This is a genomic window from Pseudarthrobacter sp. IC2-21 (assembly GCF_034048115.1).
In the GTDB taxonomy this organism is placed as follows: domain Bacteria; phylum Actinomycetota; class Actinomycetes; order Actinomycetales; family Micrococcaceae; genus Arthrobacter; species Arthrobacter naphthalenicus.
Window position 1 is genome coordinate 1,027,205 of the sequence record NZ_CP139145.1, and the last position, 20,994, is coordinate 1,048,198.

Genomic DNA, 20,994 nt, shown 5'->3' on the forward strand with positions numbered 1-20,994 from the left:
AGTAGGGACCACGCTCGCGGCGGTTATGCCGCCTGTTTCTTCCCGGCCTTTACCCGGACAGGACCGGGTCCGGCTGGAGGCGCGGTGGACGGGAACCTGACGCCCACCCGGGCCCCGAACAGGCCGCTCTGCGGAAGCCAGAAGTCCGCCAGGTGGTCCTGGACCGGCAGTGCCGCCGGGACTCCCGCGTCCGCGCCCTGGATGGTGGCCCGGGACTCCGTCACGAGCCACAACTGCCGCGGCTGGGCCTGGAACGTCTGGCCGTTCGGCACCACACCCGAGACCTTCATCCGGCCGGCGTTTAGGATGGGGCCGGCGAATGCTCCCATGGCCCGGAGCACCAGCCCGTTCCGCCAGAGCCGTTCCGGCATCCGCGCGGCCATGGCCGTCAGCATCCTGGTGGCCGCGGACGTGCCTAGCTGCAGGCGCCAGTCAACGGCGCCGGGAACCGTGATCCGGACGGTGAACGGCCCGCTCCACTGGATCTCGACGTCGGTCTCCACCGTGTGCTGGACGGCCGTCCCGAAGTATCGGGCGCAGCTGAACTCGGGTGCGGTGTTGGCGTAGATGGTCCACTCGCCGGCGGGTGTGCGGTGCCAGACGGAGCGGTAGCCGGGGCCCACGGAGCTGACCGGAAAATCCCGGAAGGCCAGGTAGTGGCCAGTGCTGAAGGGTAGGCCCAGGACGGCGTAGCCGGCGAAATGCTCGGCGGCGTCGTCCGGAAGTTCGGCAAGTTTCGGTGTTGCCTCTGCTGATGTCTGCGGCTGGTAGATGGTCATGGCCGCCTCCTTTTCTCCATGACCCGAGCCTATGACCGGGCGGCGGCAGGGGCATGGGGCAATTGCCCCATGTTGGCCCACCTGGCCCGCGGGTGCCGGACGCTATTCTGCGCCGGGATTCCGGCGCCGCACGTGCCGGTGGTGCAGTTCGTAGCTGTCGAACACATCGGCGGATGTGGTTCCGGCGTGGCCGAATTTGCCGCGCAGGACTTCGGCGAGTCCTTCGAGGGCGGCATGGAGCATCCGGCCGGCGAACTGGAGTTCAGCGTTCTCGCTGCGCTGCGCCTGGGATGCCAGCTCCTGGGCGTAGGCCACCGTGGCCGGCAGGGAACCGCGCTGCTCAATTTCACGGAAGTAGTAGGTTTCGTGGAACGCGAGGAGGTCTATGCTCACCGACGCCACGTTCCCGGCGATGGACTCCAGCAGTCCGGCCGCGTGAGCCGGGTTCACCGCCAGGAGGCCGGCCGGACCCGCGGCTTCCCGGAGCAGGTTCAGCTGATGGGCAAGCGCCCGGCGGCGGTTGAGGGCCGGGAAGGTCTGCAGGATCCAGGTGACCGTCGCTGTCAGCAACCCGAATCCGGTGACGGCCTCGAGGGCAACCACCAGCCTGAGCACCGGATGCGCCGCCACGATGTCGCCGAAGCCCACCGTGGAGAGCGTGACCAGGGACATGTAGAGGGCTTCGGCGAAGTCGGCCTGCAGCGGAACCCCGGCACCATAAACAAAACCGTCCGTCAGGTGGGGCAGGTAGAGCAGGGCCCAGCCGACGGCCGCCAGGCCGGCCCATGCACCGATGACGGCCGCCATCGCCAGGGGCGCTGCGATGAACGTGCCCCGGCCCCGCAGTTTCCGCGACACCAGCCAGAACCCGCGCATGATCGCCCGGCCCAGGGGCCCGGAGCCGTGCGGGTAAAGGAGCGTACGGAAGACGTCCACGAGCATCAGCAGAACCAGCCCGGCGCCCAAGACCGTCCAGAGCGTGTCCTCGAAGTCCATCCCTCATCTTAGAAGCGGCACGGCCACGCCGGGGAAATTAGCCCTCGGCCTCGTACGCCTTGGGCAGCTTCAGCCCGCGTTCCTCCATGAGGGTGCGCAGCCGGGTGGGGTAGTCGGTGATGATGCCGTCCACGCCCAGGTCCATCAGGCGGGCCATGTCCGCGGTGGTGTTCACGGTCCAGGGGATGACGGGCAGCCCCACTGCGTGGGCATCGGTGATCATCGCAGGGGTGACGGAACGGAACGTGGGGGAGACGGCGTCGTACCCCAGGGCGGCTGCCGCCTTGGGAAGCGAACCGTTGTAGTCGTCGATGTCGATGCCGCCCAGGTTGGGGCTCTTGCCGGGCTGGCCCACGCCCATCCAGGCGTCGCCGCTGGAGAGTGCCACCAGGGTCAGCCCGGGTGAGGGACTCCATGCCGGCGCCGCCGATCTCGCTGTCGTTCACCTTGGTTTCCACGTTGAAGCGGACTTTCGCGGCGTTGGTGTCGCGGGCCAGCTGGTACACGTCCTTGAGCTCGGCGATCCGGTTGCCCTCGATGACGTCCTGGTCCGGGTAGCCGGGCAGCTGCATGAAGCCGCAGTTTAGGGTCTTGACCTGGGCCAGGGACAGCTCGGCCACGCGGTCGCCCACGTACGGGAACTCGGGGTCGCCGGCGGTGGCCGGTGCGGTGTCGACCCACTTGTTCGCCTGGATGGTGTCGTCGTGCCAGACGATGACCTTGCCGTCGTCGGTCAGGTGGGTGTCCAGCTCCAGGGTGGTCACGCCCAGCTTCAGGGAGTTGGCGAAAGGCGGTGAGGGACTCTTCGGTCCACTCGCCGCGGCCGCCGCGGTGGCTCTGCAGGTCGAAGGACCCGTTGCGTTCGTTGACGTTCAGGGCGGAGGTTGCGGCGCCGGCAGCGTTCGACGACGGCGTGCCGGTTTGGGTGTCAGGGCTAGCGACGGCGGGGCTCGCCATCGCGGCGATGAGGGCGGCGGCTGCCGCGGCAGTCAGGACGTGGCGCATGGGTGGTTTCCTCCCCGGATTTCATTGATGCGCCCGGGTGGCGGTGCCAGAATGGTCGAAGCACATAAAATCAGCCGCCATGGGACCTGGGCCGGGACTGAACGCAGGGTTCCGTCCGCACCTTGACCATTCGGCTCTTCCTGTCAGCCCGGCACGGTTGCCGGACACCCGGGCTTCGCCAGCATCGCGAGTCCAATGCCAAAGACGGCGCCATCCGTCGGTGGCGTGTGTCCACTGGAGGTACAAGTGCCTGAATGCCAGCTGTGGGGTAGTTTCGATGCGGCGGTGGGGCAGCCATGACACGGCAACCTCTGCAGAAGCGCCGGCTCCGCGTCTCAGACGTCAATGTTGTTGACCACCGGACGCTCCGGAAAGCGCTGGGCGGGACCATCGTCGGGAACACGATGGAATGGTACGACGTGGGGGTCTTCGGGTATCTGATCACCACCATGGGGCCGGTGTTCCTGCCCGAAGCGGACAAAGCCGTGCAGAACCTGTTCCTGCTGGGGACGTTCGGGGCCACGTTTATCGCCCGCCCGGTGGGCGGGGTGTTTTTCGGCTGGCTGGGCGACAAGATCGGCCGGCAGAAGGTCCTGGCCATGACCCTTATGCTCATGGCCGCGGTCACGTTCGCCGTCGGCCTGCTCCCCGGGTACTCGGTCCTCGGCATCTGGGCCGCCGTGCTGCTGGTGGTCACCAAGCTGGTGCAGGGGTTTTCGACCGGGGGCGAGTACGCAGGCGCCACTACGTTCGTCAGTGAGCACTCCCCGGACCACCGCCGCGGCTTCTTTGTCAGCTTCCTGGACATGGGCAGCTATCTGGGCTTCGCCCTGGGCGCCGGTCTGGTGTCCGTCCTCCAGCTGATCCTGGGCCAGGCCGGGATGGAGGCCTGGGGCTGGCGAATTCCGTTCCTGATTGCCGGGCCCCTGGGCATCATTGCGATCTACTTCCGGATGAAAATTGAGGAATCGCCGGCGTTCCGGGCAACCCTTGAGGCCGAGGCGGAGACGGCCAGGCATCCTGAAACCGGTGAGGTCCTCGGGCCCCTGGGCCCGGTGGGGATCCTCAAGGCCCACTGGCAGCGGATCGTGCTGGCCATGATCCTGGTGGCCGCCGCCAACACGGTGGGCTACGCGCTGACCTCCTACATGCCCACGTACCTGACCACCAACAAGGGCTACGACGAAATCCACGGGACCCTCCTGACCATCCCGGTCCTGGTGGTCATGTCCCTGTGCATTCCGCTGACCGGTCATCTTTCGGATCGGATCGGCCGGCGCCCGGTGCTGTGGATAGGTGCCATCAGCACGGTGGTCCTGGCGCTGCCGGCCTTCACCCTGATCTCCGTCGGAACCATTCCGGCCACGGTCACCGGCCTGGCCCTGGTGGCCTTCCCGGTCACGTTCTACGTGGCCAACCTCGCCTCCGCGCTGCCGGCGCTGTTCCCCACGGCCCACCGCTACGGGGCCATGGGGATCGCGTACAACTTTGCCGTGGCCATCTTCGGCGGCACCACGCCGTTCATTATTGCCAGCCTGATCCAACTGACGGGCAACGACCTGATGCCCGCGTATTACCTCATGGCCACCTCGGCCATCGCCGCGGTCACCATCTACTTCCTGCCCGAATCCGCCCGGCGGCATCTGCCCGGGTCGATGCCCAGCGTGGATTCGGAGCAGGCCGCCCGCGAACTGGTGGCCACCCAGGACGCCAACCCCCTGCTGGACATGGCCACGCTGCCGTTCGGCCCCGGATACGAGGCCGCAAGGGCGGCGCATGCGGGATCCGAAGGCAGGGCGGGGGAGCGGTGACGGGGCGGCGCCCCTGTATCCTGACAAGGTAGCTCAAGGGTCCCCGGGGCCATCGACCAGGGCCTGACTCCGGCCCCCGAATTTCCCGGAATGGAACCTCTATCAGCACTGACCCAGCAGCTCCCGCCAGCACCCCCGCGTCCGCGCACACCCCTGCGGCGGAGGAACCCGCCGTCGTGACCTGGACCGAGGCCGGTGAGAGCAGGACCGCGCGCTGGCGTTCGGCGAACGGCCGGCCGGCGCCCACGCGGGTGGAAGTGGTGGACGATTCCCTCACGGCCGATGACGCGAACCGGATGGCATCCCAGGGGGTCGCGATGCTCTGGCACGGTGACTTCCACAACGCGCGGCAGATCCTCAACGCCCTGGACCGGCGGGTAGGCGCCGGAAAGAAGACCGCAGGAACCCCGGCCGATCAGTTCTACCGGCACCGCCAGGCCGCCTCGCACCGGGCACGCATTCTCGGCCTGCTGCTGATTCCCCTTGACCCCGGCCCGGTGGTGCCGCTGCGCCGCGCACCGGACATCCGGGAGGCCGCCGCGGAAGCGTACGGTGAGATCGGCGAACCGTCCGTGGTGTCCCTGCATGAGCTGGTCGGGGCCATCGGCGCGCACGAGTGGCGGCGGAACGGCGTCTACGTCGAGGCGCTGCAGGGCCGGATCCACCCGCACTACGGCACGTTCTTCCCCACCCGCAGTGAGTACGTGGACCTCGTGGCCACCGCTGCGCTGCCGGCTGACACGCTGGCGTTCGACGTCGGAACCGGCACCGGGGTGCTCGCCGCCGTCCTCGCCCGCCGCGGCGTCCGCCGCGTGGTGGCCACCGACAACCAGCCGCGCGCCATCGCCTGCGCCGCCGAGAACTTCCGGAACCTCGGCGTCGCGGACCGTGCCGAAGCCGTCCTGACGGACATGTTTCCGCCCGGACGCGCACCGCTGATCGTGTGCAACCCGCCCTGGATTCCGGCCACGCCGCATTCGTCCCTGGACAGCGCCGTCTACGACCCCGGCAGCAGGATGCTGTTCCGGTTCCTGAACGAACTCCCCGCCCACCTGGAGCCCGGCGGTGAAGGCTGGCTGGTCCTCTCCGACCTGGCCGAACACCTTGGCCTGCGCTCGCGGGAGGACCTGCTGACCGCCATCGAAGCGGCCGGCCTGAAAGTGACGGAACGGCTCGACACCCGGCCAACGCATGCGAAGGCATCGGACCCCAACGATCCGCTGTTCCAGGCACGCTCCGCCGAGGTCACGTCCCTCTGGCGGCTTGTTCCCCGGTAGTCCGGGGGGCGATGGACTTGTCCCTAGGACGCGGAAGGGTGCCTGACGCGGCCCAGCTTCAAGAGCTTGGCCGCGAGCCAGGTGACGGCGCTGCAGGCCGCGACGCCCCAGGCAATGTCGGTGACCGCAACGAGGACGGGGAAGTCCTTGAGGACGGCCAGCCCGGTGAGCGCCCAGGTGGCATAGGTGAAGAAGCCGAACAGCGCCCCGCCGGCCACCCGCTGCCGCATGGTGGCCCGCTGCTGGTTCGGCCTGATGCCGTAGTGCACTATCCCCGCGACATAGATGAGATAGAAGGCTGCGGCGCCGGCCATGTTGGGGCTGTCAGCCAGCAGGCCCGGAATCTGGCTTTCGTACTGCCGGCTGGCCACGGTGGTGATCCAGAGGACGTCGAGCACGGCAAACAGCACCGCGGCCACCGCGTAGGCCAGCAACCACTTTCTGACTGGGGCGTTGCCCTGGGCGTTCATGCGCGCCTCCCTGATTCGGCATAGAGTTTTTCGACGATGGGGCGGGCGTGTTCGGTGAAGGCGCCGCGCTTGAGTTTCATGGTGGGGGTCACGAAGCCGTTGGCCTCGCTGAGGTCCGTGAGCAGGAGGACAAAGCGGCGCACCTGCTCGGACCGGGCGATCTTCGCATTGGCGGCGTTGACTGCCTTGCCGATGGCGCTCAGGAGCCGGCTGTCGTCGATCTGCACCGCGCCGCCGCCGTGCGGAATGCGGAGGCCGGCCAGATCGGAAATGCCCTCCCGCTCGGCCCAGGCCGCCACGGACTCGGGGTCCAGCAGCACCAGTCCGCCGAGGTAGGGCTTGCCCTCGCCCACCATCACCGCGTGTGCCACGAGCGGGTCCCCCTCCACATAGCCTTCCCAGATGGCGGGCGAGATGGTCTTGCCGCCGGCGGTGACAATCACGTCCTTGCTCCGGCCCGTGAGGGTAAGCCGGCCCCGCTCATCCAGGGCCCCGAGATCGCCCGTGCGGAAGAACCCGTCTGCGAAGGCCTCGGCGTTGTCGGCGGCCCGGCGGTAACCGGCGAAAACGCCAACCCCGCGGGCCAGCACCTCGCCCTGCTCCGAGATGCGCACCGTGGTGCCGGGCATGGGGACACCCACGGAGCCAGCCTTGATGGACCCGGGCATGTTCCCGGTCAGCGGGGCGGTGGTCTCCGTCAGCCCGTAGCCCTCGATGACCGGAAGGCCCAGGCCGCGGAAGAACAGGGACAGCTCGGCATCGAGTGCGGCGGCGCCGGAGAGCAGGAAGTCCAGCCGGCCGCCCACCAGCGTCCGAAGCCGCTTGTAGAAGAGGCGGCCGAACAGTGCATGCCGGGCACGCAGGCCGAACGGGGCACGCACTGTGGGGTCGGCGTCGTGCGCTTCTGCAAACCTGCCCCACTCCACGGCGGTGCGCTGCGCCAAAGCCCACACCGGCCCGAGTTTCTTTTTCGCGGCGGCGGCCGCGGCGGATGCCTGGATCTTCTGCAGCACGCGGGGAACCACCACCAGGAACGTGGGCTTCAGTGCGCCGAGGGCGGGAACCACGTCCCGGGGATCGGACAGGTGCGCGATGCGCATGCCGTTGGCCAGGCAGATCAGCTGGAGTCCGCGCGCCAGCACATGGGCCATGGGCAGGAAAATGATGGTGTTCCCGTCACCCCGGACCACCTCGGTGTACGCGGCGGCCACGTTCAGCACCTGGCCCACGAAGTTGCCGTGGGTGATGAGGGCTCCTTTGGGCGCCGCGGTGGTGCCGGAGGTGTAGACGATGGTGGCCACCGAGTCCAGATCCGCCAGCAGGCGGCGCTGCTCGACGGCGGCATCGGAGACGTGCGCGCCCGCCGCCGCCAGCCCGGCAAGGTCTGCGCGGTCACTGACCTGGCGGGCGTCCATGGTCCACACGCCGAGGCAGGCCGTCCCGGCCTGCTCGAATCCCTGTTCCAGCAGGAGGGCGTGCGCGGCGCTGCCCGCCACGGCGAGGCGCACCTCGGCGTCCTTGAGGATGGCGGTCACCTGGGGCAGGGCGGACGTCTCGTAAATGGGAACCACGACGGCGCCGGCGAACCACGCCGCCATGTCCGCCAGGGCCCATTCGTAGCGGGTGGGAGACATGATGGCGAGCGATTCGCCCGGCTGCAGTCCGGCGGCGATAAAGCCCTTGGCCAGGGCCCGGACCTCGTGGACGAACTGCTGCGTGGTCACCTGCCGCCAGGGATCGGTGATCGCGGCTCCCGCGGAGCGCACCTCGAAGGCGACGTGCCCGGGGTCTGACCGGAACCGCTGCATCAGCAGGTCGGTGGCGTTCCGGTGGCCGGCGGTGGACACCAGGGGCGGGGAGGTGATCTCTCTCAACGGGCATCCTTTTGTGAAAGTGCGTTCAAATGGGCCTGCATCTGGCCGGCAGCGGCGTGGAGGAAGGCCTCCACCACGGCCTGGTCTGCGGCGGGGAGCGCCGACAGGTACGTGCTGGTGGCGGCGACCAGGGGCCGCATCAGATCCATGATGTCTCGGGATGCCGCGGGGGTGACGTTCACCCGCACGTGCCGCCGGTCCTCGGCGCTCCGAAGCCGCACCGCGTAGGCGTGGGCTTCCAGCCGGCTGACGATCGCGGTGGTGGTGGCTGCGGTAGCACCCAGTTCCTCGGCGAGCTTTCCCACCGTCACCGGGCCCACCTGGGCCAGCACCGAGAGGGCACGGTAATCGGTGAGGTTCAGGCCCAGGGTGCGTGCCACCTCGCGTTCGGTCTCATTGGCGAGCGCGAACATCCCCTGCAGGATGAATGCGGCCGGGTGAAAGGACGTGGCTTCCACCGTCCCATCTTGTTGCGTTTGCATGTACTCATAATACCCAATACTGTGGAACCATCAAATCGGTTTGAATATTAGCTGGCCTAGCATAATGACTGGCTAGCGTTATGTCCGGCAAGGGCTGCGGGCGGGAAAGGGGCTTTGATGACCAAGGAATCAGAACGCAAGGCGGCCATCGTGCTGCCGGTGGTGGTGCTCGTCGGCGCGCTGGTGGCGGTTGCCGGCAGTCAGGGCGGTGCCGCTGTGGGCGGCTGGCCGCTGTTCGGGCTGGGGGTGGCCGCGGCCTTCCTGATCCAGTGGCTGGCGTTCATCCCGGCGTTCAGGGCGCAGACGGAGCGGTTTTACGACTTCACCGGCGCGCTGACGTACATCAGCATCACGCTGTTCCTGGTGCTGCTCAGCCCGGCCATGGACGCCCGCGGCTGGCTGCTGGCGGCCATGGTGATGGTGTGGGCGCTGCGGCTGGGAACCTTCCTGTTCCGCCGGGTCACCAAGCACGGCAAGGACGATCGCTTTGACGAAATCAAGCCCTCCTTTGTCCGCTTCCTGAACACCTGGACCGTGCAGGGGCTGTGGGTGGTCCTCACCGCGGCGGCGGCCTGGATCGCCATTACGTCGGCCACGCGGGTGGCGCTGGACTGGTGGGCGCTGGCCGGTGTTCTGGTGTGGGCAGTCGGGTTCGGCATCGAAGTGGTGGCGGACAACCAGAAGAGCCGGTTCAAGGCGGACCCGGCCAACGAGGGCAGGTTCATTTCCACCGGGCTCTGGGCGAAGTCCCGGCACCCCAACTACTTCGGCGAGATTGTGCTGTGGATCGGCGTGCTGTTGATCGCGGTTCCGGTGCTGGAAGGCTGGCAGTGGGTGGCCCTGATTTCCCCCGTGTTTGTGGCGCTGCTGCTCACCAAGGCCAGCGGCATCCCCATGCTGGAGAAGAAGGCCGAGCGGAAGTGGGGCGGCCAGGCCGACTACGAGGCCTACAAGCGGAACACCCCGGTGCTGATCCCGGGGCTCAAGTAGAGGGTCGTTAGGGTAACCAGGAACCGCGGGCCGCGGGCCGCGGGCTGGGTCAGGCGTCGGGCTGCGCCGCGCCGGGCCGCGTCAGGCGCGGGACTCGACGCCTTTCCGCCGCCGGAACAGGCCCAGCACAAACCAAATGAGTCCCGCCGTCAGGGCAACAGGCGTGGCGGACGCCAGCACCACTACCAAAAAGGCGGCCCCGACGGCGGGAACTGCACCGTGGAGGAACCAGTTCCCTGGGCCGGGGCCCAGCTTCTTGACCAGGAAGTAGCCGATCACCGAGGCATGCAGCAGGATGAACGCGGTCATGGCCCCGACGTTGACGGCCGAGCTGAGGATGTCCAGGCCGTCGCCGCGGGTGGCCGCCCACACGGCCACAATGATGTTCCCGGACGCGGCGAGCAGGATGCTGCGCACGGGCACCCCGGTGCGGGCGGAGACCGTGGCCAGGGCGCGGGGCAGCCGCCGTTCGCGGGCCATGTCCATGATGATGCGGCTGCCCGCGCCCTGGCCCACCATCGCCGCGAAGGCAGCGCCCGCGGCCTTGGACAGGGCCAGCAGCCAGTGCAGCCACGGGCCGATGCTGGTGTCCACCGCGTTGTAATAGGCGGCACCTTCCAGGGCGGGGTTGGCGGCAAGTTCCGCCGGGCTGGTGGGGGAGAGCAGGGCGCCGACGTAGCTCTGCGCCACGAACAGGATCCCGGCCACCGCCAGGCACAGCATGGTGGCGCGGCCCACCATCCGGACGCCGCCCTTGGCCTCCTCGGCGAAGGTGGCCAGGGCGTCGAAGCCGAGGAAGGACAGGACGGCCACGGAGACCGCCGCCAGGACCGCGGTAATTGAGAAGCCGCCAATCCCCGTGAACGGGCTCAGCCAGGGCCGTGTGGGTCCGTGGGACGCCAGCACCCAGACTCCGAACACCAGCACCACCAACAGGACCAGCACTTCCAGGAGCACGACGCCGGTGATCACCTTGGAGGCGACCTGAACCCCCGCGAGGTTGAGGGCCGTGGTGGCCAGGACCGCCACCGCCACGAAGGCCCAGATGGGGACGGCCGGGAACAGTGAATTCAGGGCGATCCCGGTGAACATGTAGGCGACGGAGGGGATGAGCAGGTAGTCCAGCAGGATCATCCAGCCGGAGACGTAGCCGGCCCGCGGGCCGATGCCCGCTCCCGCGTAGGCAAAGACCGAACCGGCGCGCGGGACCTCCCGGGACATCCGCATGTAGCTGAGCGCGGTGAACCCCATAACCAGTGTGGCGATGACGTACACCGTTGCCACCGCGCCTGACGATTTTGCATCCAGGGTGCCGAAGATCCCCACCGCGGCGGCCGGCCCGATGAAGACCAGGCCGAAGAAGATGAGCTGGCCCAGGGAGATGCTGCGCCGCAGCGTTCCGGTGTCCGGGGCAGGTGCCTGCAGGTCCATGGGGATCATTCTGCTCCTCAGCGGCGCCGGGTGCACGGAAACGGCATCCCGGCCCCGCGGCCTCACCGGTGGCATCATGGTCCCATGAGCGAAACAGAAGACCCCACGCTGCGTTCCGTCGAGCTGACCCGCACGGCCACGGCTCGTTACGTGGCGCGTAATGCCGCTGGCGCGGAACTTGAATTCGGCCACGGCGAGGGCCTGCTGAGCCCGGTGGAGCTGCTCCTGGCGGCGATCGCCGGATGTTCGGCCATCGACGTGGACACCGTGACGGCGCGGAGTGCCGAGCCCACGGCCTTCCAGGTCTCGGCCACCTGCCACAAGGTGGTGGAGGACGGTGCCAACCGGGTGGACGGGCTGCACCTGACCTTCAACCTGGCCTTCCCCGATACGGACGAGGGACAGAAGGCCGCCGGGATGGTGGAACGGCTGGTGGACCTCTCCCACGAGAAGTACTGCACCGTCTCACGGACCGTGGAGCACGGCACCGCCGTCACCAACGAGGTCCACGTCGCGGTGGGTGACACCGAGGGCTGACGGCACCACCGGCGGGTCATTTGCAGCAGGCCGGTGTCTTGCCCCTAGCCGTTGTCCGCCCCGTCCCCGGTGTCCTCCCAGATGACATCGAGATTGTGGAAAATCACCGGCCCATCGCACAGTTCCGCCATCTTTGCTGCGAACTCCGATGTTTCGGGCCGGCCGGAATTTTCCATCGCGGAGTCGAAGGAATCGAAGTCGACGATGGTGAAATAGGTCCCGGGGTGGTCCCGGTCCGCCGTGGCAACAATGCGGCGGAACGTGGGCGCAGTGCTTCCCTCGGTTCTGGAGGGACGGCCCAGTTCTTCGATCTCCTTGATGCGGGAGGACTTGAATTCGATGATCTGCACAAACCCGGGCATGACGGCTCCTCGACGGCGGTGGATGCTGATGCGGCTGAGACTAGTCCCGGCGTCGGTCGGCGAACAGGGGACAAATGCCCTAACCGGGCGGCTGTCCCGGCACCGCACTGAAAGGGAGGCCGACGGCGACGCGGGGTGCCGTCGTCGGCCTCCTTCCGGTGGGTATTCATCTCCGTTCGCCTGGAGTCATGTGCTACCGAACAAGCATGGGAACGGCCGAGAAGCGGCGAAAATGAGAGTATCCAACGACTTTAGTAATCAACGCAAAAACCATTGACGGCCCGCTCAGCGACGAGGATGATATTGAACCGTAGGCAGCGGCAGCCGAAAAGGCAAAAGCCCTGCCGGTGACATTCAAAAAGGGATCGGTTATGGCCCGCAATCAATTTCAGGAATGGCCTGCGCGGTCCCGCCACTGGCAGGACCGGCGAATAATTCCTTTTTGGATAAGTGACGGGGAGAGCATCGGGCTGGGCGATGCGGTTAAGGATCTGACAACCTTGGCCGGAATCCCGCCGTGCAGCAGCTGTGAACAGCGCGCCGCTTTCCTTAACAGGCTTTTGCGCCTGCCCCGGTTCCGGAAGCGGAACCGGTCCTAATTATCGTGTTGCCCCGGCGTCATGCCGGGATGTCGGCCTGCCCGCAGCACGGCCGGCGGAGTGTCAGGAGACGGCCATGCCGCAGCAAGTAGTGGTAACGGAAACGTATTGGTGTCCCGGGGCGTGGCCCTGGGAATGGTTCGATACGTGCACGCGCAAAGTGACCAAGTGGTGTTATGACTTCAGCTGGGTTGAGGAGACCGGCTACGGGCTGGCCAGCCATCTGAAAGGCTGCGAAAACGGAATTCTTTACAGCTGGTGGGCCTTTTCCTTCAATATCTGGGGCAGTACCCAGTACGGTCCGGGGCGAATGTGTTTTACCAGCAAGTTGAGTTCTTCGGGCCGCTGCGCCGCGTCCGCTGTTTCAGGCCTGACGGTTACGGCTGAAGCGCCGAGGATTCAATCCATGGCCCGCCGCCAAATCCGCGGGCCGGTGCACCGGCCGTTACCCGGTGAAGAAGAACAGCCCATGCTTGATGACGGTAGCGGGAAGTAATTCCATGCGCGCCACACTGAATTTGGAAACGGTGCTGCAGAATGTCCATTGCCATGATGAGGGCGATGGGTGGGGAAACGCGGAGCCGTATATTTGGACCGTGTTTTTCAAGGTCGATGGGGACAACTTCGCCGTGGAGGCCGGGTCCGGGCTGATCGGCTCACCCACCATCGTTTCCAGCAACGGAAGCCACGGGAACCTGGGCAACACGGACGTGGATGCAGGGGATGATGTTCCGGTGCCGGACGCCGTCGGCCTCTGGTCCACCAAGCTGAAACCCATCCCCGTCAACGATGCCGGGCTGCGCGCCCTGCTCGGCGAAGACGATCTCCCCGCTTTCGCCGGTGTGGTGGTGTCCCTCATGGAGGAGGACGGCTGGCCGGACTCCCTGGCGAACACGGGGTACGCGGCGTTTGTGGATGCTGTCCAGCTGGCGGTGGTCAAGGTGGCCGCGAGTTTCCAGCACGCGCTGGCGGCACCCACTCCGCAGCAGATCAAGGACGCGATCGAGGAGGTGAAGGCCTCGGCCGCCACGTCGGTCAAGGCAGCGGTCAAGAACGCCATGTCCGGGTGGGAGCTGATCTGGTACGGGACGTTCGGGAACAACGACGACGGAATCGGCACTGAAGCGTTCACCACCACCACCGATGAGCTGGTGGCCACGCCGGCGATCCCGATCAATCGGCGGTGGTCCGGGGACGAATCCGGGGATGGGGACTGGGAGATCAGCGGGGTGTTCCGCGGCTTCCCGCAGCTGGACTGCCATCTTGAGACGCTGTTCTCGTCCAGTGCCTTCCGCGAGGCCCGGCAGGAGGAGTCCCGTGCCGGGAGTTTCGATGCGATGCGGGTCTTCCGGGACGGAGCATTCCGTGAGTCCCCGGGCCTGGGCGCATGGTGGGCGGAATTCGCCGCGGCCAGCCCCGCGCTGGCCATGCTCGCGGAGCAGCGCCCGGACGTCAGGGAGGCCTTGAACGGGCTGGTGCACGACGCCGGCACCTGGCTGGGGAACGGGACGGAACGTATCGGCGGGCAGTCTTTGGAACGGCTGAACACCGTCCTGGATGCCCTGGCCGCCGATGCGCCCGGCCACAGATCCCGGGTGCTCCGCCAGGCCAAGTGCCTGGTGAAGCGGCTGGACGGGGCCAGTTTTGAGGATGGGGTTCGGTTCGCAGCAGAGATGAAACCGGTCGGCAGGACCCCACGCCGGGACGCTCCCGAGCGGCCCGGGTCACGGTCCTAGGGTTCCCGCAGCACCCACGCGGCATTGTCCGGCTGCAGCCAGCCGTCGGCTTCCAGCGGCGCCGCAGTCGCCAGCACAGTCCCGGCCGGCAGGCGCACCGGCTCGGTTCCCATCGCCACGGCAACCAGGAACCGGGGGCTGCGTTCGCAGATCAGCAGGTTCCCGGGCTCCACCCGCCAGCTGCCGCCGTCGTCCGCGGTGAACACGCCCTGCGCCCGCAACTGGCGGCGGAGGCCGACGGCGGCAGTCACCAGAGCGAGCATGGAACCGGGGTCCTGCTGCTGGGTTTCGGCCGCGTAGGAACCCCAGCCGGCAGGCTGCGGCAGCCAGGGCGCCGCCGCCGGTTGCGCCGAGGAAAACCCGTGGCTCAACAAAGGAGACTCCGTCCAGGGGAGCGGGACGCGGGCGCCGTCGCGGGTGATGCCGCCGCGCGCCCACATCGGATCCACCCGGGCCGCCAGCGGGACATCCACCTCCGGCAGGCCCAGCTCCTGGCCCTGATAAAGGTAGGCGGCGCCGGGCAGGCCAAGCAGCGCCAACACCGCGGCCCGTGCGCGCCGGGCGCCAAGGTTCCCGCCGCCGAACCGGGTCACGGAGCGGACAATGTCGTGGTTCTCCAGCGCCCAGCTGGGCGCCGCGCCATGAAGCTGCCGCGCGGCCTCCAGCTCTGAGCCCACGGCAGCCCATGCTTGAGGGTCCCAGCCGAGCTTCACGAACGCGAACGCGAACGCCTGGTGCATCTCGTCGGCGCGGGTGTAGCGGGCGGCCCGGGCGGGTTCCAGGTTGACCTCGCCCACCAGCAGGCGGTGCGGCTGGTACTTCTCGGCGAGCCTGCGCCAGCGCCGGTACACCTCATGGACGTCCTCCTGGTCCGAAACCAGCGGGTTGGACCGCAGGCCGTCCACCACGTCGGTGGCGGACGGTGCGTCAGGCAGGCCGACGGCCTTGAAGAGGGCGTGCGCCACGTCGATCCGGAGGCCGTCCACGCCCTTGTCGAACCAGAAGCGCAGCACCCCTTCGAAGTAGTCGCCCACAGCGGGGTTCCGCCAGTTCCAGTCCGGCTGGCCGGGGGAGAAGAGGTGCAGGTACCAGTCGGTGTCCGTGTCTGAGTCCGGGTTGGCGCGGGACCAGGCCCGGCCACCGAAGACGCTCTGCCAGTTGTTCGGCGGAACGTCAGACACCGAACGGGGCCCGGACCTGCGGCCCTCGACGAAGTGGAAGAGTTCCCGCTCCGGCGAGCCGGGCCCGGCGGCCACAGCGGCCTGGAACAGCGGGTGGGCCGAGGAGCAATGGTTGGGGACCACATCCAGCAGGATCCGCAGGCCCAGCGCGTGGGCCTGCGCCAGGAGCGCATCGAACTCGTCCATGGTGCCGAACAGCGGGTCCACGCCGCAGTAGTCGCTGACGTCGTAGCCCTGGTCCACCTGCGGGGAGGGCTGGAACGGGGTCATCCAGATCCCGTCCACGCCGAGGGACGCGATGTAGGGCAGCCGGGCGGCGAGCCCGGCGAGGTCGCCCACGCCGTCGCCGTTGCCATCCGCGAAGGAGCGCGGATACGCCTGATAGATCACGGCGGAGTCCCGCCACTGCCCGGTGACCGGACCTGGAAGGCGGGCGCCGCCGTCGTGCGTCATTGCGGTGGTTGGTCCGCGGCGCCAGGTCCGTCGAACAGCGCGCTGGTGCTGCTCTGGGGCACCACCACGTGGACGGCGTTGCGCTGGATGGTGAAGTCGGTGGGCGTGGTGGCGGCGATCTCGCCGTCCAGGTTCACCGGAAGCAGCGGCTCGGTGACCAGCCGGACATGGCGGCTGGTCAGGTGGTACACGCGGTCGTGTTCGATGAAGCTGCCGTCCTTGAGCAGCCGTGCGATGCTCACGTGCTCCCGGAGCGGGCCGGCCAGGATGGCGTAGATGTCCAGGAGGTGGTCGTCGATTCCGGCGGTGGGGGAGACCGTGTTGCCGCCGCCGTAGTGCCGGCCGTTGCCGACGGCCACCTGCAGCAGGTCCTCGAGCTCCAGCGGCTCGTGGTCGCCGTCCGGGAACTCGAGGCGGGCCCGGAACGGCTTGTGCCGGGCATAGGCCAGAACCGTGGCGATGCTGTAGGCCAGCGGCCCGATGTACCGCTTCAGCCGGGGGCTGAGGGCTTCGGTCACGGACACCGACAGACCCACCGAGGCGACGTTGAGGAACGGTTCGCCGTTGGCCCGGCCGAGGTCGATGTCCACCACTTTGCCTTCTGCGATGGTGGCGCACGCCTCGGCAAGGTTGCTCGGAATCTCCAGTGTGCGGGCGAAGTCGTTGGCGGTGCCCAGCGGAAGAACACCGAGTACCACGTTGGTACCGGCAACCCGGCCGGCGGCGTAGGATACCGTCCCGTCGCCGCCGCCGACAACCACCAGGTCGTGCCCGTCCGCAAGCACCCGGTCAAGCGTCCCGGCCAGCTCGCTTCCGGACAGCACGGGGTGCACGGCGGAGATGGGCACGCCTGCCTTGCGCATCGTGTCCACGGCAAGTTCCTGGGCCGCCCCGCGGCGGGATCCGGCGTTGATGACAACGGCGGCGGAGCGGACGTCCCGGGGAGATTTCATGTGCGCCATGGTATGCGGCGGACCTGTGGGTTTCCTATGGCGTCGGCGGAAACCACGACGGCGGCGCATAAGTTTCAGCGACGGGAACCTGCATGCGGGGGAGCCCAAGGCGGCGCCGGGCAGCGGGCTCCACCGCCCTCGTGCAACCCCTCAAATCCGTGCCTCAGTACGTGGTTAGAGCACCTTGAATATGTGGCCCATCAGCCGGACAAACGCTGGAGCAGCAGCCCTTCCAGCGGACTGACTTGGGATGAACCATCTTCCGGTGAACCTATTTCCGACACACTGAATCTCGGCGGAAGGATTGCCGACGGATTGACGCGGGACGGGAGGACTCCCGACGGCCATTGTGGTGGTAGGCGGTCGGGTTGTTCGGCTTGGTAGTGGCGGCCGGTGGGTGATGTCCAGCCGGGTGGCTCGTCTCTGGTTGAGGCCGTTGGGGTCCACCCGCTGTTGTGTTTCAGGCCGTGGTGGCGGGGGCAGAGCTGTGCGAGGTTGCTGATTCCGGTGGTTCCGCCGTGCTGCCACGCCTGTAGGTGGTCGGTCTCGTTGTCGAGGGAGTTGTTGTTGCAGCCGGGGAAGACGCACTTGCCGTCCCGCAGCTGCAGCGCTTTCTTCATCGCCTTGGTGAGTCGATAACTGGTGCGGCCGATCTCCAGCGGTGTTCCGTCGCTGGGATCGAGCAGGACCCTGCGGAACGATTCGGCGCCGTTGGCGAGGAGCTGACGGGCCATTGAGGCGGGAATGGGCCCGTAACCGTCTAGCTCTGCCGGTTCGTCGGTGAGGCCCAGGAGTGCGAAGAACGGGACGGTGACGAGAACCTCGGCGCGGGGCGTGGGGGCCTTGCCTGCATCCGGATCCGTGGTGGTTCCGCTCAACACCGGTTCAGCCTGGTCCGGGCGGTCACTGTTTGCGGCGGTATCGAAGCTGCAGAACTCTGGCATGGGCTCATCGGAGCCCATGAGAGTGGCCACGCCAAGCGGGTCCTCCTGCGCGTCGCCGTCGCCCTGGAGGGAGACTGTGGTGGGGATGGTGGCTGTTCTGTTGGTGAGGAGGCGTCTGACGAAGTCGTCGGACTTGAGTTGGGTAAGAGTGCGGGGTTCGTTAGGTCCTTGGAGGCTGCGGGCGGTGGCGGTGAGCTCGTTCGAGATCGCCAACGCCTGGTCTGCCGGCAGGTATGCTGCGATCCAGGCCATCCCGTCCCGGTCCGGAGTGAATTCCACCCGCCGGTCCGCGGCGCTTTTGCGGTGACGCTTCTCAATCGATTCCGGGTGATGGCGTTCCCGCCAGCCCCGCACCTTTGCCCGTAACCGGGCCGGCACCAGTTCCGGCGCGGGGCAACCCCTCGCCGGGTTAGGGGCGTCGGGGTCGAGGAAGTGCGCCACCAAAGCGGCCGCGGCGGGATGATCCAAAGCCTCGGTCTCGTCGGCGAAGATCCGTGCCTGCTGCCAGGAGAGGCTGCCTGTGGAGAGGGCGTCCATGACCGGCGGCAATGCACACAGCTGCCGGGACTGATCCACGAACGCGGACGCGGCCCCGGAGCTGATGGTCAGGATCCCGCCGATTTCCTCAACCGTGGACATCTCGGTGTAGGTCCGCTCATGCAGGGGCGTGTCTGGTGAGGTCATCGCGTGTTGCAGGTCCATGGCTTCGGTCACGGACCTGGCCTTCCGGGCTGCAGCCTGGGCCTCCAGCTTCTTTTCCAGCCCCATCCGTTCCAACCGAATTTCGTACGCACGCGCCAGCACATCCACACCGTCCCCGGCCACAGCCGAAGCACCGGTGGAGGCGAGGGCAGCGTCCTCGGCATCGAGCGCGGCGAGAGCAGCAACGGTGGCATAAATAGCCTCCAGACCTGTCCCCGTCCCCGCGCTGGTTCCCATACCAACATCCTCTAACGGGGGTACGACAATTTGGCCGGCAGCCAAGGCGCGCTCTCAAGGTGCGCACCGCCGTCGTACTTTCAAAAAAGTTCCGCCGTCGCCGTTCTTGGCGGCCCCGCGTCGGCGCTACTCGCCGTCGTCGTCGTTGTGGCCGGTGTCCCGCGACGCGTGAAGGTGTCGAAGGGCACCTTATTTTGAGTAGCTCACGATAAGCCCTAGGGTTGGATGCAGGCCATCGAAGCCCTTGAGTGCCGCACCGGTGAACATGCCCGGGCCAGCAGGGCAAGCGACAACGCGCCACCGCCCTCCTGCTTGAGCGGCACAAGAACCTGTATGGCCCTCATACTGCAAAACCTAAGGAGAAACCATGACTTTGTTGACCGAACGCCCCGCAGCATCCTCAACCGAAACCACCGTCAAGACTGCTGCCGCTACCTCCGTGGCTGACGCCGCAGTGCGCGGCGGCAGCTACGTGGCTGGTCCCGCCGGCGGCGAGGGCAGCTATGTCGCCGTTGCCGGCACCCGAAGCCTGCACCCCACCACGCGTGGCAGCTATGTCACAGCAGACGGCACTCCCGTTGTTGCCGCACGCGTCATCGAGGGCAGCTACGTAACGCTTCCAACGGCGGCCTAGGTTCCAAGCGCGCTGCGGGGACAGCGCCGCGAGGGCACTAAGGGAGGCCGACGGCGGACACTGGGTGTCGCCGTCGGCCTCCTTTTTGTGCCATGGGGAGAGGGCCCGGCAGGGTGCTGCGATGGGCTCATCTCCGTTCGCCTGGAGTACGCCTTGCGGCCATCTGGGAGGCATACGTTGAAGGCAACTTCGTCCGTACCGCCGCCTTTCCCTGTCAAGGAGTCCCATGTCCACGAGACGCACACTCACCGCTGCCGCCACCGCCGCTGTTCTCGGCAGCCTCGCCGTTGGTTTCGGCGCAGCTCCGGCCACCGCCGAGCCCAAGAAGGACCACACGCTGGACCTTCGTGTGGCCACCTACAACCTGTCGCTCAACCGGGCCAGCGCCGGCGAACTTGAGAAGGATCTGAGCACTCCGGACAACCATCAGGCGCGCACGCTGGCCGAGGTCATCCAGCGTGCGAACCCGGACGTCATTCTGCTGAACGAGTTCGACTACGTGCCCGGGATGCGCGCCGCCAACCTGTTCCGCGAGAACTACCTGGCGGTCGGTCAGGGCGGGGCTGACCCGGTGGACTACCCCCACGCCTATGTGGCGCCGTCGAACACCGGGATCCCCAGCGGGTTCGACCTCAATAACGACGGCAAGGTGGGTGGTGGCGACGACGCGTTCGGGTTCGGCGCCTTCGAGGGCCAGTACGGCATGGCCATCCTGTCGAAGTACCCCATCGACACGGAGAACGTGCGGACGTTCCAAAACTTCCTGTGGAAGGACATGCCTGGGGCGCTGCTGCCGGATAACCCGGCCACGCCTGAACCGGCCGACTGGTTCTCCCCGGAGGAGCTCGACGTCGTTCGCGTGTCCAGCAAGTCGCACTGGGACGTGCCGGTAAAGGTGGGCCGCGAAACGGTGCACGTGCTTGCCTCGCACCCCACGCCGCCGACTTTCGACGGCCCCGAGGACCGCAACGGCCGCCGCAACCACGACGAAATCCGGTTCTGGGCCGACTACATCACCCCGGGCAAGTCGCAGTACATCGTGGACGATCAGGGCAAGAAGCGCGGGCTCCTGCCGAGTGAACCGTTCGTCATTGTCGGGGACCAGAACGCGGACCCGTTCGACGGCGACTCCGTGGCGGCCGCGGTCAACCAGCTCCTGGATTCCAAGCAGGTGGTGGACCCGCTGCCGGCCTCCGCCGGTGCCGTGGAGGCGGCGGCCCTGCAGGGCGGAGCCAACGCCGCCCATCAAGGCGACCCGCGCAACGACACCGCAGACTTCGGCGACACCGCGCCCGGGAACCTGCGGGCTGACTACGTGCTGCCCTCACGCAAGGCCACGGTGCTCGGCTCCGGCGTGTTCTGGCCGACCCAGGCTGATCCGCTCTCGCGGCTGACCGGCGTCTATCCGTTCCCGAGCAGCGACCACCGCCTGGTGTGGGTGGATATGCAGGTGCGCGGCTGACAAGCCTGGCGTAACCCGGGTTCCGTGAGGCTGTTTCGGCATGGTGGATCACGGGCGGGTGCTCGAGAGTCACGGCCTA

The 20,994-nt window shown here is 67.7% G+C and carries 20 protein-coding genes and 1 pseudogene; 9 read left to right on the forward strand and 12 right to left on the reverse strand.

All coding sequences use genetic code 11. From position 1 onward, the window contains the following. Nucleotides 1-23 precede the first annotated feature (23 nt). The 3 genes from SBP01_RS04820 to SBP01_RS04830 all read right to left on the reverse strand — a co-directional run bounded on the left by SBP01_RS04820 (nucleotide 24) and on the right by SBP01_RS04830 (nucleotide 2,130). A complete protein-coding gene (locus SBP01_RS04820; RefSeq protein WP_320537653.1) occupies nucleotides 24-779 on the reverse strand; it encodes a hypothetical protein in 756 nt (251 codons plus the stop codon). Between the two features lie 102 nt (nucleotides 780-881). After that, on the reverse strand, nucleotides 882-1,775 hold the full coding sequence (locus SBP01_RS04825; protein WP_320537654.1) for a potassium channel family protein: 894 nt from the start codon (nucleotides 1,773-1,775) through the stop codon (nucleotides 882-884). Nucleotides 1,776-1,812: 37 nt separating this feature from the next. Beyond that, nucleotides 1,813-2,130 carry a glycerophosphodiester phosphodiesterase gene (locus tag SBP01_RS04830; RefSeq protein ID WP_320537656.1) on the reverse strand — a complete coding sequence of 106 codons (318 nt, stop codon included), beginning with the start codon at nucleotides 2,128-2,130 and terminating at the stop codon, nucleotides 1,813-1,815. Here SBP01_RS04830 and SBP01_RS04835 point away from each other — a divergent pair. After that, a complete protein-coding gene (locus SBP01_RS04835) occupies nucleotides 2,114-2,362 on the forward strand; it encodes a hypothetical protein (RefSeq protein WP_320537657.1) in 249 nt (82 codons plus the stop codon). The genes SBP01_RS04830 and SBP01_RS04835 overlap by 17 nt on opposite strands. Here the strand turns inward: SBP01_RS04835 and SBP01_RS04840 are convergent. Further along, nucleotides 2,279-2,539 (reverse strand): annotated as a pseudogene (locus SBP01_RS04840) (glycerophosphodiester phosphodiesterase family protein); the annotation flags it as partial. The gene SBP01_RS04835 and the pseudogene SBP01_RS04840 sit on opposite strands and share 84 nt — an antisense overlap. 537 nt (nucleotides 2,540-3,076) lie before the next feature. On the opposite strand from SBP01_RS04840, the gene SBP01_RS04845 reads away from it, so the two are divergent. Next, nucleotides 3,077-4,591 (forward strand): MFS transporter, encoded by a 1,515-nt coding sequence (locus tag SBP01_RS04845; RefSeq protein WP_320537658.1) that lies wholly within the window; start codon nucleotides 3,077-3,079, stop codon nucleotides 4,589-4,591. A 176-nt stretch (nucleotides 4,592-4,767) separates the two neighbouring features. After that, a complete protein-coding gene (locus SBP01_RS04850) occupies nucleotides 4,768-5,868 on the forward strand; it encodes a class I SAM-dependent methyltransferase (RefSeq protein WP_320537659.1) in 1,101 nt (366 codons plus the stop codon). Nucleotides 5,869-5,891: 23 nt separating this feature from the next. On the opposite strand, the gene SBP01_RS04855 is transcribed toward SBP01_RS04850, so the two are convergent. From SBP01_RS04855 to SBP01_RS04865, 3 genes are read right to left on the reverse strand one after another with little or no spacing between them, the layout of a single operon-like run. After that, nucleotides 5,892-6,338, reverse strand: coding sequence for a DUF2177 family protein (locus SBP01_RS04855; protein ID WP_320537660.1), 447 nt, complete (start codon nucleotides 6,336-6,338; stop codon nucleotides 5,892-5,894). Continuing rightward, nucleotides 6,335-8,212, reverse strand: coding sequence for an AMP-dependent synthetase/ligase (locus SBP01_RS04860; RefSeq protein ID WP_320537661.1), 1,878 nt, complete (start codon nucleotides 8,210-8,212; stop codon nucleotides 6,335-6,337). The genes SBP01_RS04855 and SBP01_RS04860 overlap by 4 nt, the downstream gene beginning before the upstream one ends. Continuing rightward, complete coding sequence (locus tag SBP01_RS04865) at nucleotides 8,209-8,694, reverse strand: MarR family winged helix-turn-helix transcriptional regulator (RefSeq protein WP_320537662.1); 486 nt, start codon at nucleotides 8,692-8,694, stop codon at nucleotides 8,209-8,211. Before SBP01_RS04865 ends, SBP01_RS04860 begins: the two co-directional genes overlap by 4 nt. Nucleotides 8,695-8,811: 117 nt before the next feature. On the opposite strand from SBP01_RS04865, the gene SBP01_RS04870 reads away from it, so the two are divergent. Further along, on the forward strand, nucleotides 8,812-9,684 hold the full coding sequence (locus SBP01_RS04870) for a DUF1295 domain-containing protein (RefSeq protein ID WP_320537663.1): 873 nt from the start codon (nucleotides 8,812-8,814) through the stop codon (nucleotides 9,682-9,684). 81 nt (nucleotides 9,685-9,765) lie between these two features. Here the strand turns inward: SBP01_RS04870 and SBP01_RS04875 are convergent, their stop codons facing one another. Next, nucleotides 9,766-11,124 (reverse strand): APC family permease, encoded by a 1,359-nt coding sequence (locus SBP01_RS04875; protein WP_320537665.1) that lies wholly within the window; start codon nucleotides 11,122-11,124, stop codon nucleotides 9,766-9,768. Nucleotides 11,125-11,199: 75 nt separating this feature from the next. Between SBP01_RS04875 and SBP01_RS04880 the strand changes: the two genes are divergently transcribed. Then, on the forward strand, nucleotides 11,200-11,652 hold the full coding sequence (locus SBP01_RS04880) for an OsmC family protein (protein WP_320537667.1): 453 nt from the start codon (nucleotides 11,200-11,202) through the stop codon (nucleotides 11,650-11,652). A gap of 44 nt (nucleotides 11,653-11,696) precedes the next feature. Here the strand turns inward: SBP01_RS04880 and SBP01_RS04885 are convergent, their stop codons facing one another. Continuing rightward, entirely contained in the window at nucleotides 11,697-12,014 is a 318-nt protein-coding gene (locus SBP01_RS04885) for a hypothetical protein (RefSeq protein WP_320537668.1), read from the reverse strand. Nucleotides 12,015-12,689: 675 nt separating this feature from the next. On the opposite strand from SBP01_RS04885, the gene SBP01_RS04890 reads away from it, so the two are divergent. Next, entirely contained in the window at nucleotides 12,690-13,109 is a 420-nt protein-coding gene (locus SBP01_RS04890; protein WP_320537669.1) for a hypothetical protein, read from the forward strand. Between the two features lie 100 nt (nucleotides 13,110-13,209). After that, a complete protein-coding gene (locus SBP01_RS04895; RefSeq protein ID WP_320537671.1) occupies nucleotides 13,210-14,349 on the forward strand; it encodes a hypothetical protein in 1,140 nt (379 codons plus the stop codon). On the opposite strand, the gene SBP01_RS04900 is transcribed toward SBP01_RS04895, so the two are convergent. The 3 genes from SBP01_RS04900 to SBP01_RS04910 all read right to left on the reverse strand — a co-directional run bounded on the left by SBP01_RS04900 (nucleotide 14,346) and on the right by SBP01_RS04910 (nucleotide 18,819). After that, nucleotides 14,346-15,983 carry an alpha-amylase family glycosyl hydrolase gene (locus tag SBP01_RS04900; RefSeq protein ID WP_320537673.1) on the reverse strand — a complete coding sequence of 546 codons (1,638 nt, stop codon included), beginning with the start codon at nucleotides 15,981-15,983 and terminating at the stop codon, nucleotides 14,346-14,348. The two genes, SBP01_RS04895 and SBP01_RS04900, sit on opposite strands and share 4 nt — an antisense overlap. Continuing rightward, the gene (locus SBP01_RS04905; RefSeq protein WP_320537674.1) at nucleotides 15,980-16,936 is read right to left on the reverse strand and encodes a lipid kinase; all 957 of its coding nucleotides are present in this window, start codon (nucleotides 16,934-16,936) and stop codon (nucleotides 15,980-15,982) included. Before SBP01_RS04905 ends, SBP01_RS04900 begins: the two co-directional genes overlap by 4 nt. Before the next feature lie 200 nt (nucleotides 16,937-17,136). Further along, on the reverse strand, nucleotides 17,137-18,819 hold the full coding sequence (locus SBP01_RS04910; RefSeq protein WP_320537676.1) for an HNH endonuclease signature motif containing protein: 1,683 nt from the start codon (nucleotides 18,817-18,819) through the stop codon (nucleotides 17,137-17,139). Nucleotides 18,820-19,186: 367 nt separating this feature from the next. Between SBP01_RS04910 and SBP01_RS04915 the strand changes: the two genes are divergently transcribed. Both SBP01_RS04915 and SBP01_RS04920 read left to right on the forward strand, forming a co-directional pair. Next, nucleotides 19,187-19,453: a hypothetical protein gene (locus SBP01_RS04915; RefSeq protein ID WP_275215230.1), complete on the forward strand. Its 267-nt coding sequence runs from the start codon at nucleotides 19,187-19,189 to the stop codon at nucleotides 19,451-19,453. Between the two features lie 226 nt (nucleotides 19,454-19,679). Beyond that, nucleotides 19,680-20,915, forward strand: coding sequence for an endonuclease/exonuclease/phosphatase family protein (locus SBP01_RS04920; RefSeq protein WP_320537677.1), 1,236 nt, complete (start codon nucleotides 19,680-19,682; stop codon nucleotides 20,913-20,915). The last annotated feature ends 79 nt before the right edge of the window (nucleotides 20,916-20,994 follow it).

Coding starts and splice junctions, on each gene's coding strand:
- SBP01_RS04820 (WP_320537653.1), bottom strand. CDS start 779: ATGACCATCTACCAGCCGCAGACATCAGCAGAGGCAACACCGAAACTT.
- SBP01_RS04825 (WP_320537654.1), bottom strand. CDS start 1,775: ATGGACTTCGAGGACACGCTCTGGACGGTCTTGGGCGCCGGGCTGGTT.
- SBP01_RS04845 (WP_320537658.1), top strand. CDS start 3,077: ATGACACGGCAACCTCTGCAGAAGCGCCGGCTCCGCGTCTCAGACGTC.
- SBP01_RS04855 (WP_320537660.1), bottom strand. CDS start 6,338: ATGAACGCCCAGGGCAACGCCCCAGTCAGAAAGTGGTTGCTGGCCTAC.
- SBP01_RS04865 (WP_320537662.1), bottom strand. CDS start 8,694: ATGCAAACGCAACAAGATGGGACGGTGGAAGCCACGTCCTTTCACCCG.
- SBP01_RS04870 (WP_320537663.1), top strand. CDS start 8,812: ATGACCAAGGAATCAGAACGCAAGGCGGCCATCGTGCTGCCGGTGGTG.
- SBP01_RS04875 (WP_320537665.1), bottom strand. CDS start 11,124: ATGATCCCCATGGACCTGCAGGCACCTGCCCCGGACACCGGAACGCTG.
- SBP01_RS04880 (WP_320537667.1), top strand. CDS start 11,200: ATGAGCGAAACAGAAGACCCCACGCTGCGTTCCGTCGAGCTGACCCGC.
- SBP01_RS04885 (WP_320537668.1), bottom strand. CDS start 12,014: ATGCCCGGGTTTGTGCAGATCATCGAATTCAAGTCCTCCCGCATCAAG.
- SBP01_RS04890 (WP_320537669.1), top strand. CDS start 12,690: ATGCCGCAGCAAGTAGTGGTAACGGAAACGTATTGGTGTCCCGGGGCG.
- SBP01_RS04900 (WP_320537673.1), bottom strand. CDS start 15,983: ATGACGCACGACGGCGGCGCCCGCCTTCCAGGTCCGGTCACCGGGCAG.
- SBP01_RS04905 (WP_320537674.1), bottom strand. CDS start 16,936: ATGAAATCTCCCCGGGACGTCCGCTCCGCCGCCGTTGTCATCAACGCC.
- SBP01_RS04910 (WP_320537676.1), bottom strand. CDS start 18,819: ATGGGAACCAGCGCGGGGACGGGGACAGGTCTGGAGGCTATTTATGCC.
- SBP01_RS04915 (WP_275215230.1), top strand. CDS start 19,187: ATGACTTTGTTGACCGAACGCCCCGCAGCATCCTCAACCGAAACCACC.
- SBP01_RS04920 (WP_320537677.1), top strand. CDS start 19,680: ATGTCCACGAGACGCACACTCACCGCTGCCGCCACCGCCGCTGTTCTC.